The organism is Mesorhizobium sp. M1A.F.Ca.IN.022.07.1.1, from assembly GCF_003997575.1.
GTDB lineage: Bacteria > Pseudomonadota > Alphaproteobacteria > Rhizobiales > Rhizobiaceae > Mesorhizobium.
Window position 1 is genome coordinate 1 of record NZ_RZST01000184.1, and the last position, 11801, is coordinate 11801.

At 62.5% G+C, this 11801-nt stretch carries 12 protein-coding genes; 7 read left to right on the top strand and 5 right to left on the bottom strand.

Annotation, left to right across the window (positions count from 1 at the left end; translation table 11 throughout):
* Together EOA75_RS19950 and EOA75_RS19955 are read right to left on the bottom strand one after the other, a co-directional pair.
* A partial coding sequence (locus EOA75_RS19950) for an ABC transporter permease (RefSeq protein ID WP_164747459.1) occupies positions 1-630 on the bottom strand: 630 nt, incomplete at its 3' end.
* A 116-nt stretch (positions 631-746) separates the two neighbouring features.
* Positions 747-2357, bottom strand: coding sequence for an ABC transporter substrate-binding protein (locus EOA75_RS19955; RefSeq protein WP_127324971.1), 1611 nt, complete (start codon positions 2355-2357; stop codon positions 747-749).
* Between the two features lie 342 nt (positions 2358-2699).
* On the opposite strand from EOA75_RS19955, the gene EOA75_RS19960 reads away from it, so the two are divergent.
* Both EOA75_RS19960 and EOA75_RS19965 read left to right on the top strand, forming a co-directional pair.
* Positions 2700-3890 carry a Xaa-Pro peptidase family protein gene (locus tag EOA75_RS19960; protein ID WP_127247074.1) on the top strand — a complete coding sequence of 397 codons (1191 nt, stop codon included), beginning with the start codon at positions 2700-2702 and terminating at the stop codon, positions 3888-3890.
* Positions 3891-4074: 184 nt separating this feature from the next.
* Positions 4075-4482 carry a nuclear transport factor 2 family protein gene (locus EOA75_RS19965; RefSeq protein ID WP_067318995.1) on the top strand — a complete coding sequence of 136 codons (408 nt, stop codon included), beginning with the start codon at positions 4075-4077 and terminating at the stop codon, positions 4480-4482.
* A 142-nt stretch (positions 4483-4624) separates the two neighbouring features.
* Here EOA75_RS19965 and EOA75_RS19970 read toward each other — a convergent pair whose 3' ends face one another.
* From EOA75_RS19970 to EOA75_RS19980, 3 genes are read right to left on the bottom strand one after another with little or no spacing between them, the layout of a single operon-like run.
* A complete protein-coding gene (locus EOA75_RS19970) occupies positions 4625-5047 on the bottom strand; it encodes a cupin domain-containing protein (protein ID WP_067318993.1) in 423 nt (140 codons plus the stop codon).
* Positions 5048-5051: 4 nt separating this feature from the next.
* Positions 5052-5915 (bottom strand): phosphoenolpyruvate hydrolase family protein, encoded by an 864-nt coding sequence (locus EOA75_RS19975; RefSeq protein WP_067318991.1) that lies wholly within the window; start codon positions 5913-5915, stop codon positions 5052-5054.
* A 12-nt stretch (positions 5916-5927) separates the two neighbouring features.
* Complete coding sequence (locus tag EOA75_RS19980) at positions 5928-7124, bottom strand: Tm-1-like ATP-binding domain-containing protein (RefSeq protein WP_127324972.1); 1197 nt, start codon at positions 7122-7124, stop codon at positions 5928-5930.
* A 118-nt stretch (positions 7125-7242) separates the two neighbouring features.
* Here EOA75_RS19980 and EOA75_RS19985 point away from each other — a divergent pair, with 118 nt between their 5' ends.
* The 5 genes from EOA75_RS19985 (at position 7243) to EOA75_RS20005 (ending at position 11751) form a co-directional block, all read left to right on the top strand.
* On the top strand, positions 7243-7932 hold the full coding sequence (locus tag EOA75_RS19985) for a TetR/AcrR family transcriptional regulator (RefSeq protein ID WP_095800607.1): 690 nt from the start codon (positions 7243-7245) through the stop codon (positions 7930-7932).
* 352 nt (positions 7933-8284) lie between these two features.
* On the top strand, positions 8285-9601 hold the full coding sequence (locus EOA75_RS19990; RefSeq protein WP_066989980.1) for an extracellular solute-binding protein: 1317 nt from the start codon (positions 8285-8287) through the stop codon (positions 9599-9601).
* 68 nt (positions 9602-9669) lie between these two features.
* The gene (locus EOA75_RS19995; protein ID WP_095780122.1) at positions 9670-10575 is read left to right on the top strand and encodes a sugar ABC transporter permease; all 906 of its coding nucleotides are present in this window, start codon (positions 9670-9672) and stop codon (positions 10573-10575) included.
* Position 10576: 1 nt separating this feature from the next.
* On the top strand, positions 10577-11533 hold the full coding sequence (locus EOA75_RS20000; RefSeq protein ID WP_066989974.1) for a carbohydrate ABC transporter permease: 957 nt from the start codon (positions 10577-10579) through the stop codon (positions 11531-11533).
* Complete coding sequence (locus tag EOA75_RS20005; RefSeq protein WP_066989971.1) at positions 11530-11751, top strand: hypothetical protein; 222 nt, start codon at positions 11530-11532, stop codon at positions 11749-11751. The genes EOA75_RS20000 and EOA75_RS20005 overlap by 4 nt, the downstream gene beginning before the upstream one ends.
* Positions 11752-11801: the final 50 nt, after the last annotated feature.

The window sequence follows — 11801 nt, forward strand, 5'->3', positions numbered from 1 at the left end:
CATCATGCGCAGATAGAGCGCGAGATAGATGACGCCGAGCGCCGAGACCGGCAGCACAAGATGGGTGGCGATGTCGCCGGCCCGCGCCACCCCGGTCTTGGCCGATGCGATGGTCTCGATGCCGCCGATCGGCAGCCAGCGCAGGTCGACGGCAAAGACGACGATCAGGACAAGGCCGAGCCAGAACCCCGGCACGGCGTAGAGCGCCAGCGAGCCGATCGACAGGAAGCGGTCGCGAAAACTGCCGGGACGCGCACCGGCATAGATGCCGAGCGCCGAGCCGAGGCCGAAGGAGAGCGCGGTGGCGCTGCCCATCAGGATGAGTGTGGTCGGCAGGCGTTCGAGGATGACGTCGAGGATCGGCCGCGAGAAGGTGACGGACTGGCCAAGGTCGAGGTGCAAGAGCGCCCAGAGATAGTTGGCGAGCCGGGTCAGTTCCGACTGGTCGAGGCCCCAGCGGTGGCGCAGCAATTCGATCATGCCGGCGTCGCCGCCGGTCGAGACGATATAGGCGTCGACCGCGTCGCCAGGGGCAGCTTCGAGCAGCAGGAAGCTGCCGATGACGACGATCAGCAGCACGAAGACGCTGCCGACGAGACGGCGGCGCAGGAGGGTGAGGGCTCGGGTCATGGCGACGCCATATCAGGGCCAACCTTTGGATGCCGCGTCCGGCAGGACAGAGGGGGGCGCGACGGAACTCTCATTCTCAAAGCTCAGCACCCAGGCAGGCAATCCGCAAGTGCGGATCAACCCGCCAAAAAGGTGTCCGCCCAGTTCGATACCGCCCAGCGCGGGTTGTTGGCGATGTTGCCGACAGTGTCGCGGGCGACGGAAATGAAGCTCCACTCGGCGACGTTGATCAGCGGCAGGTCGGCCGCCACCATTTTCTGGAATTCCTTGTAGAGCTCGGTGCGGGCGGATGTGTCGAGCGTCTCTGACGCTTTGGCGATCAGCGCATCCAGGTCGGCGTTCTTGTAGCCGCCCTGGTTGGAGAAGGGCACGCCGTCGGGGATGCCGCTCTGCACCAGGATGGTGGTCGAGATCGCCGGGTCGCCGCGGAACACCGGCGGGCCGACGGCGAGGTCGAAGGCGTGGTCGGTATAGACCGCCTTCATATGGGCGGCCGAGTCGTTGTTGACGATTTGGGCGTCGATGCCGATTACGGCCAGCGCCTGGCGCAGGTAATCGCCGAACTGCTTGGTCTCATTGAAGTACGGCGCCGGCAGCAGCTTCAGTGCAAAGCGCTTGCCGTCGTCGGCCCGTTTGTAGCCGGCCTCGTCGAGCAGCTCGTTGGCCTTGGCGACGTCGAAGGGGTAGATCGGGACGTCAGCAGTGTAGAATTGCGGATCGTTCTTCGGCACTGGACCGGTTGCGGTCGCGGCGTAGCCGAGGAAAATTGTCTTGACGACGAAGTCCTTGTCGATGGCATGCGCGATCGCCTGCCGCACTTTCAGGTCCGCCAGTTCCTTGCGGCGATGGTTGATCTCGACGACGAGCTGGTAGGTCAGCCCCTCATAGCCCTTGGTGATGACCTTCAGGCCCGGCACCTTTGAGATGCGGTGGAGGTCGGCGAGCGGCACGGCGGAGAAGGCGGCGAGCTGGATTTCTTCCGCCTCGAGCGCCGCAGCCGCAGAGGTTCGGTCGGGCAGCACCTGATAGACGATCTCGTCGAGATAGGGCTCGTCCTTGTCCCAATAGGCATCGTTCCGCGCAAGCCGATAGTACTGGCCGGCCTTGTATTCGGCGAATTTGAACGGGCCGGTGCCGACCGGAGCGTTGTTGGCCGGGTTGTCCTCGATCTTGCCCACCTCATAGACGTGCTTCGGCACGACGCTGCTCAATGCCGGCAGTGCGTTGCGGATCAGCTGGAACGGCGTCGGCTTGGCGAATTTGAACACGGCCGTAAGCTTGTCGGGCGTGTCGACGGCTTCAAGGTCCTTGAACACCGTGCGGCCGAGATTCTGCAGAGGCTTCCAGACCTGCAGCGCGGAGAAGGCGACGTCGGCGGAGGTGAAGGGCTTGCCGTCATGCCATTTGACGCCGTCGCGCAACTTGAAGGTCACCGACCGGCCGTCGGCCGAGCCTTCCCAGGAAAGCGCAAGGCGCGGCTGAAGCCCGTCCTTGCCGTCGAAGGAGGCCTCGGCCAGCGCCTCGACCACCTTGCTGGAGATGAAGAAGACGCCGTTGGAAGCGACAATAGCCGGATTGAGGTTGCGCGGCTCGGAGTCGGCGGCCACGATCAACCTGCCACCCTTCTTCGGCGTCTGCGCCCGGCCGATGGCCGGCAAGGCGGTCGAGGCCAGAAGCAGTGCCGAGCCGGCCAGCAGGCCGCGGCGTGAAATCGGCAATCCGGACATCCTCAAGCTCCCCTCTTCACCCGCGACCGGCGCGGGCAACCTCAAAATCAGCGGGATTATGGCCCTTGGCAAAGGTTTCGCCAGAGACGGATTTGGCGCATGCTGGCTTGGCTCTGAAATTTTCGTCCGCTGGACCAGTTATATTCGGGCTGCGGTCGCGGCTATCTGGTAGGACCAGACTAAGCCGTACGCGGCCTCAAGCCAAGTAGGAGAGGGCGGGATCAGCCGGATGCTGTCAATTCTGGCTGGACCAAAACGGTCAAGATGGTGCAGATTTGGCCGCAAACGGCAGTTTCATCATGTTTGACTGCTTGAGCGGCCGAGGAAATCAGGGAGGGAAAGATGAACATCGCTCCGGGCAAAACCGAGGCCAGCGGCATCCCGTTCGACCAGGCTCGGGTGGACCGGCTGATGGAGGAGGCCGGCATCGATGTGCTTTTCGCCACCTCCAAGCACAACACGCAATATCTGCTCGGCGGCTACAAGTTCATCTTTTTCGCGGCGATGGACGCCATCGGCCATAGCCGCTACCTGCCGATCGTCCTCTATGAAAAAGGCGGGCCGGAGCATGCGGCCTATATCGGCAACAAGATGGAAGGCGGCGAGCACGACAACCATCCGTTCTGGACACCGACATTGCATGCGGCCTGCTGGGGCACGCTCGACGCCGCCAACCTTGCCGTCGAGCATCTGCAGAAGATCGGCAAGGGTGCTGCCCGCATCGGCATCGAGCCTGCTTTCCTGCCCTCGGACGCTTACTCGCTGATCCGCAAGGCCTTGCCGGATGCAAAGCTGATCGATGCCACCGGCATGCTGGAGCGCATGCGCGCCGTCAAGACCGAGGCCGAACTGGAGAAGCTGCGCATCGCCTCCGAACTGATCACCGATTCGATGCTGGCGACGATCGCCTGGGCGCGCGAGGGCACGACCAAGACCGACATCATCGAGCAGTTACGGCGCGAGGAGACCAATCGCGGCGCGCATTTCGAATATTGTCTGCTGACACTGGGTGCCAGCCACAACCGTGCCGCCTCGAGCCAGACGTGGAAGCAGGGCGAGGTGCTGTCGATCGATTCCGGCGGCAACTATCACGGCTATATCGGCGACCTCTGCCGCATGGGTATTCTTGGCGAACCGGATGCCGAGCTCGAGGATCTGCTGTCCGAAGTCGAGTCGGTGCAGCAGGCCGCGTTCTCCAAGGTCAAAGCCGGCACGCTCGGCGGCGACATGATCGCGCATGCCGAGAGCGTGCTGAAGGCTTCCAAGGTCGCGGCCTATACGGATTTCTTCGCCCACGGCATGGGGCTGATCACGCATGAAGCGCCGTTTTTGATGACCAACCATCCGGTCACCTATGAAGGCACCTATGCGGCCAAGCCGCTGGAAAAGAACATGGTGCTTTCGGTCGAGACCACCATGCTCCACCCGACGCGCGGCTTCATCAAGCTCGAGGATACCGTGGCGGTGACCGACACAGGCTATGCGATGTTCGGCGATCGCGGGCGTGGGTGGAACAGGGGCGGGGTCTCCTAGAGCGCGCTCGGGAAACCAATCACTCCGAATGACCGGGTTCAAACCTCGGGGCGGCTTCTGCGGATTGATGGGAAACAAGCTTCGTCGCGCGCGCCCGCCGTCCTGGGTGTATCTTGCTGACTTGAGTTGTGGCCCGGCGCCTCCTACCAGACCGATTACGTCGGGCCGGTAGCAGGAGGAAGTTATGGCAGACGTAACATCAAGAAATCAGAACTCCGAGCTCATTCGGCGGGGTTACGCCGCCTTCAACTCCGGAGACATGGACACGCTTGCGCAAATCATCGACGAGAAATGCACGTGGCATAGCCCGGGAAGGAATCCGATCGCCGGGGACTACAAAGGCCGTGAGGCGACTTTTGCCCAGTTCGGCCGTTATGGCGGGCAAACCCTTGGCACCTTCAGGGCGAATCTTCTGCATGTCATGGAAAGTGAGGACGGACGTGTGGTCGGCGTCCATCGCAATACCGGGGAACGCAACGGCAAACAGCTTGATGTGCTCTGTTGCATCGTCTTCGACATCAGGGCCGGCAAGGTAGTCGATGGCCGGGAACACTTCTACGACCTCTACGCCTGGGATGCATTCTGGGCTTAGCCTGGAGGTGCTATTCGCGTCAACTCGCGCGAGACTGTTCGCGATGTCTCCGCACACCTGTTTGCTGTAGCCCCCGTACATACCTGGAGAGGTGATTGCGAAGCAAACCGGTGGGCGAATAACGCCCGCAAGCGATTTGCCATCAATTGCTTGCCTCTCGCGGCAGCAGCTTGAAATCCGGCAGGTCACGCAGCGCTAGCTCGGGGCCGGCCGGCGAATAGACGACGAAAAGCTGCATCGGCTGATCGCCCGTGTTGAGCGTCGAGTGGAAGCGGCTTTCCGGCACATAGACGGTGCAGCCGGGACCGACCTTGGCGACCACCGGATTGCCCTTCTCGTCCTCGACCATCTGTTCGCCATGGCCGGAAATCACGAAGATGATCTCCTCCGCGCCTGGGTGGTTGTGGCGGGTGTGCCCCTTGCCGGGCGGCAGGTCGACGACGCCGCCGGAGAAGCGCTCCGCGCCGTTCACTTCCGGCGCGACCGTGAGGGCCAGCTTGCCCCAGTCGAAGCCGAAGGCGCTGACCTCCTTCGGATAAACGAACACCTTGCTCTTGTCGGCCATTGCCTCATCCCTTGCTAGTTGCTGGCATTTTCGCTTTGCCGATTGCCGCTGCCTTGAAATCCGCCGTCTGCCTGGCGATCGCCGCCTCGGCCGGCAGCCGTTCCATCGAGCTTGCGCCGTAGAAGCCGTGCAGTCCTTCGCAGCGCTCGAGGATGTAGCGCGCATCATGGGGCATGGAGATCGGCCCGCCATGGCAAAGCAGGATGACGTCCTTGCGCACCGAGCGCGCGGCGTCGGCAATCGCATCGATCTCCTCGACGCAGGCATCCAGCGACTTCGCCGAGGTCGCGCCGATCGAGCCGCCTGTGGTCACGCCCATATGGGCTACGACCACGTCGGCGCCCGCCTTGGTCATGGCGCGCGCCTCGTCGGGGTTGAAGACGTAAGGCGTGGTGAGCAGGTCGAGCTTGTGCGCCTCGGCGATCATGTCGACCTCGAGGCTAAAACCCATGCCGGTCTCCTCGAAACTCTGCCGCATGGTGCCGTCGAAGAGGCCGATGGTCGGAAAATTCTGCACGCCGGAAAAGCCCATCGTCTTCAGTTCGGCGAGAAACAGCGGCATGATGACGAAGGGGTCGGTTCCGTTGACGCCGGCCAGCACCGGCGTCTTCTTTACCACCGGCAGCACCTCATAGGCCATTTCCTTGACGATCTCGTTGGCATTGCCATAGGCGAGCAGGCCGGCGGCCGAGCCGCGCCCGGCCATGCGGTAACGGCCGGAATTGTAGATGATGATGAGATCGATGCCGCCGGCTTCCTCGGCCTTGGCCGACAGGCCGGTACCGGCACCGCCGCCGACGATCGGAACGCCATCGGCGATCATCTTGCGGAACCTTTCCAGTATGGTTTTGCGCGGGATGGCGGCCATGTTTGTCGGATCTCACTTCTTGGCGATGTCGAGGAAAGCCTCGGCCGCGGCCTTGGCGAATGCAGGATCGTTGATGTGCAGCGGCAGGCGCGTCACGATACGGTTCCCGGTCGGCTTGATGGTGTGCTCGATGGCTTCGAACAGCGCCGCATCGGCTTGCGGATCGAAGAAGGCGCCGCCTTCGACATCGAGCGCCGACACGCCTTTTTCCGGGATCAGGAAGCGCACCGGGCCGTCGCAACGGGCGAGGCGGCCGCCGATCCATTCGCCGATCCGGCGGCTCTCCTCGGCGGTAGTGCGCATCAGCGTGACATTCCGATTATGCTCATAGAACAGCCGCCCGCGATATTTGTCGGGGATAGTCGGCGGCGCCCAGAAGTTCACCATGTCGAGCGCGCCGACCGAGCCGACATAGGGCAGTTTCGTGCGAGCAATGGCGCCGAAGCGATCCTCCGTCGCCGGCAGCACGCCGTCGAACAGCAAATCGCAGACCTCGGTTGTGGTGATATCAAGGACGCCGGCGAGCAGGCCGCTATCGGCAAGCTTCTCCATCGAGCGGCCACCTGTGCCGGTCGCATGGAAGACCATGCAGTCATAGTCGGCGCGCAAGCGCTCGACCATTGCCGTGACACAGGGCGTGGTGACGCCAAACATGGTCAAGCCGAGCGCCGGCTTGCCGGCAGTTGACGGGGCCGGCCTCGCCGCCATGCCGGCGATCGCCTGGGCGGCGTTGTGCAGGACGACGCGCGACAGACGATTGAGGCCGGCCATGTCGGTTACCGACGGCATCATGACGATGTCGGAGACATCGACGTAAGGCGCGGTATCGCCGGAGGCCAGCGTCGAGACCATGATCTTCGGTAGACCGAGCGGTAGGGCGCGCATGCCGGCGGTGACAATCGATGTGCCGCCACCGCCGCCAATGCCGATCACGCCGGCGACGTCGTCGCGCGATTGGATGAAGCGGATAAAGGCGACACCCATGCCGGCAACGGCGAGTCCGCGGTCGTCAGTGCCGAGCACGGCGCCGGCTCCATCGGGATGATGCGCGGCGACCTCGCTTGCCGCGACATCCACCGGGACGGTCGCGCCGCGTGTGCCGATATCGACGCGGACGACCGAGCCGCCGCCGACGGCGACGGCGTCGGCCAGGAAGGCAAGCTCCTCACCCTTGGTGTCGGCGGTGCCGACCACATAGATACGCTTCATTCGCCTTTCCCCGTCGTCTCCTCGGTTAGCCGGCCTGCTCGGCGGTGCGGCCTGCCGCTTCGGGCCTGGCGCTTGGTCCGGCCATTGCAATTTTTTGAGACGCGCGTATCGTATTGATATGGATGTCTCACGTCAACAAGCCGCTTCCGATGACGCCGAGCAGCTGAGAGCCGGGAAGGGGGCCCGCGCCCGTACCAGGCGGCTGATGCTGGAAACGGCGACGCGGCTGATGCAGTCCGGCGTGACGCCTTCGGTCAGCGAGGTTGCAGAGGCTGCGGAAGTGTCGCGCGCGACCGCCTATCGCTACTTTCCGAGCCAGGCCGCGCTGGTGCAGGCGGTCGTCGACGAGGGGCTCGGACCGATCCTGACCTGGAAATCGAATTCGAAAGATCCGGAACAGCGGGTTGCCGAACTCTTCGCCTCCGCCATGCCGCGCATCGAGGCTTTCGAGGCGACGTTCAAGGCGGCGCTCAAGCTTTCGCTCGACCAGTGGGCGAGACGGCAGGCTGGCACGCTAGGCGCCGAACCGGCTTTCAAGCGCGGCCATCGGATCGACCTCCTGAAGGACGCGATCGCTCCGCTCAAGGGTCAGCTCAAGCCGCGCCAGTTCAGGCGTCTTGCCCAGGCGCTGTCGATGATGTTCGGTGTCGAGGTGCTGATCGTGCTGAAGGATATGTGGGGGCTGGACAGCCGTGACATGATGGCGGTCGCCGAGTGGACGGCGGGCGCGCTGGTGCGCGCGGCGGTAGCGGAATCAGGAGCGAAGGCGACTGGAGGTTCGGCACCAGCTGAAATAGACATGTCCTGAATCTGGTTCGACCAGATTGGAGAGGATACCAACAACAATGACTGCAATACATCGCTGGAGACAAGGTCTCCGCATATCAAGGAGTACGAAAAATTATAGAAAACAGAGGGATATCGCTTTGAGCGGCTTGTGGAACCGTTTTGGACTGCACAAGAAAGAACTTGACGTCCCTCTTGAATTGGTAATACCAGATCAGGACGCGTAAAGCGGAGCGAAGGTGGAGGTTGCGATCGATTTTTCTGGTCGGGCGAGGAGGCCCGAAACCGGAAATGCCGTCACGGGAGGAACTGCCAGGGCCGACCGCTATGCCGGCCCGCATGACAAGGTAGAAGGCGCACAAGGGAGGAAAACTATGCGCAAGATAGTGACCAGCGTGATCGCTGGTATCGGGCTGGCGCTTGCCTGCGGGACATCCGTCCGCGCGCAAGACAAGGAACTCACCATCTTTTGGGCGGAATGGGATCCGGCGAACTATCTGCAGGAACTCGTCAACGACTACACGGCCGAGACGGGCGTGAAAGTTACGGTGCAGACCACGCCGTGGCCTGATTTCCAGACCAAGGCCTTCACCGAGTTCAACGCGCATGGCGACGCCTACGACATGGTGGTCGGCGACTCGCAATGGCTGGGCGCCGGCTCGACGCAGGGCCACTATGTGGATCTGACCGACTTCTTCAACAAGCATAAGCTTGGCGATGTGATGGCGCCCGCGACCATCAAATATTATGCCGAGTACCCGGGCGGTTCCGGCAAGTACTGGGCGATCCCGCTGGAAGGCGATGCGATCGGCTGGTCTTACCGCAAGGACTGGTTCGAGGACCCGAAGGAGAAGGAAGCCTTCAAGGCGAAGTACGGCTACGACCTCGATGTTCCGAAGACCTATGCGCAGCTGCGCGACATCGCCGAGTTCTTCCATCGTCCGGACCAGAAGCGCTACGGCGTCGCGATCTACACCGACAACTCGTATGACGCGATGGCGATGGGCGTCGAAAGCGCGATCTTCAGCTATGGCGGCGATCTCGGCGACTACGCGACCTACAAGGTCGACGGCATCACCAATTCCAAGGAGGCCGTCGCCGGCCTCGAAATGTACAAGGAACTCTACAAGTTCACGCCTCCCGGCTGGGGCAAGACGTTCTTCGTGGAAGACAACCAAGCCATCACTGGCGGGCTCGCCGCGATGAGCATGAACTTCTTCGCCTTCTTCCCGCCGCTGGTGAACAAAGCCACCAACCCCTATGCCGACGTGACCGGCTTCTTCGCCAACCCGGCCGGTCCGGACGGCAAGCGCTTCGCCGCTCTCGGCGGCCAGGGCATCTCCGTCGTCTCGTACTCGAAGAACAAGGACGAGGCGATGAAATTCCTTGAGTGGTTCATCAAGGACGAGACCCAGAAGAAGTGGGCCGAGCTCGGCGGCTATACCTGCAGCCAGGCCGTGCTGAAGTCGGAGGCCTTCCAGAACGCTACGCCGTATAACAAGGCCTTCTACGACACGATGTTCATGGTCAAGGACTTCTGGGCAACGCCTGAATATGCCGAAGTGCTCGATCAGCTGAACCAGAATATCTATCCGTTCGTGGTCGGCGGCAAGGGCACCGCCCAGGAAGCGCTCGACAAGACCGCCGCCGACTGGAAGGCGACGTTCACCAAATACAACCGCTACAAGTAGGCGTCACAGTCAGAATGCCGGAGGAGGGTTTCCCCTCCGGCATTCCTGTTTTTCAGGGAGAACGACCGTTGGCTTCGGTAGCCCTTACCAATCTTGATCCAGCATCCAGGGCCGCCGCGCGAGGCTGGTCGGATCTGACCATCCGCAACATGTTCATCATCCCGACGCTGGTTTTCCTGATCGTCTTCAACATTTTTCCGCTGATCTATTCGCTCGGCTATTCCTTCACCAACTTCGCCGCGAACCGCAGCGAGCCCTGGCAGTTCGTCGGCCTGCAGAATTACCGCGAGCTGCTCAGCGACGATCACATCTGGTCGAACTTCGTCATCACCGCGAAATATGTGATCGTGTCGGTGGCCGGGCAGATGATCGTAGGCTTCGGCCTCGCGCTTCTGCTCAACCGCAGCTTTCCGATGAAGGGCCTGATCACGACCTTGCTGTTGCTGCCGATGATGATGTCGGCGGCGGTCGTCGGCCTGTTCTGGCAGCTGCTCTACAGCCCGTCCTGGGGACCGATCAACTACGTCTTCGGCCTCGGCGACTTCGCCTGGCTCTCCAATCCCGACAGCGCCCTCTACGCCGTCGCGATCACCGACATCTGGATGTGGTCGCCCTTCGTCATGCTGCTGTCGCTCGCCGGCCTGTCGGCGGTGCCGCAGCACCTCTACGAAGCCGCCGCGATCGACCGCGCCAGCTGGTGGTACACCTTCACCCGCATCACGTTGCCGCTGGTCTCGCCGATCCTTTTGATCGCGCTGATCTTCCGCACCATGGAAGCCTTCAAGACCTTCGACATCGCCTACACGATGACGACTCAGCCGACCGCCGAGCTGATCGCGATCCGGCTCTACAAGCAGGCCTTCCAGCAGTGGGACACCGGCAAATCCTGCGCGCTCGCCTACATCGTGCTGATCATGGTGCTGGCCATCACCAACCTCTACGTAAAGTATCTCAACAAGGTGAAGGAGCGCTGAGATGGCCGCCGTCCGCACTTCTTCCGAGGTCGCGCTCAACCGTGTCGCCATCGCCGCGGTGCTGATCGCCACGCTGGTCTTCCTCGCACCGATCTATTGGATCGCCTCGACGGCATTCAAGCCGAAGGAGCTCGCCGTCAGCGTGCCGCCAACCGTGCTGTTCGAGCCCGAGGTGACGCCGTTCGTGCGGCTCTTCACCAAGCGCGTGCAGATGCAGAAGACCGTCGACCCGCAAGTCTACGAAGCCGCGCCCTGGTGGGAAAAGCGCATCTACGACGGCGGCGAGCGAGTGCTGAAGGTCGGCAAGGACGTGCAGCTTTCGCAATATCCCGACCGGTTCATGAACAGCCTGATCGTGGCGGTGGTCAGCACCGTTCTCGCCGTCGGCATGGGAACCTTCACCGCCTACGGCTTCTCGCGCTTCAAGATCGCCGGCGAGGCGGACCTTCTGTTCTTCATCCTCTCGACGCGCATGCTGCCGCCGGTGGTCGTCGCCATCCCGATGTTCCTGATGTACCGGGCAGTTGGCCTCAACGACTCCCATATCGGCCTGATCATCCTCTACGTCGCCTTCAACCTGTCCTTCTCGGTCTGGCTGATGAAGGGCTTCATGGATGAGATCCCGAAAGAGTATGAGGAGGCAGCACTTGTCGACGGCTATACGCGCATGCAGGCCTTCTTCAAGATCGTGCTGCCCGAGGCCGCAACCGGCATCGCCGCCACCGCCGTGTTCTGCTTCATCACCGCCTGGAACGAGTACGCTTTCGCGCTGATCATGACCAACCGGCGCGCCCAGACGGCGCCGCCCTTCATCCCGTCGCAGATCGGCTCCGGCCTGCCGGACTGGACCACGATCGCGGCGGGCACGTTCCTGTTCCTGCTGCCGGTTGCGATCTTCACCTTCCTGCTGCGCAACCACCTGCTTCGCGGCGTGACTTTCGGAGCGATCCGCAAATGAGTTTTCGCGCCGTCAACGAGAAGTACCTTTTGCCGGCATCGCAGATCCTCATGGTGCTCGGCATCGTCGCGCTCTGCCAGCCATGGAGCCTCAGCCTGCATTCCTATGGGGTGACGATCATCCTGATCGGGCTGATCGGCTTCAACATCACGTCGAAAATCGCACCGGAGCAGAGAGAGGAAACCGGCGCCGTGACGCATGAGGGGGCCGGGCAGTGACGCAGATCGAACTTCGCGGCATCGAGAAATTCTTTGGTGCGGTCCAGGTC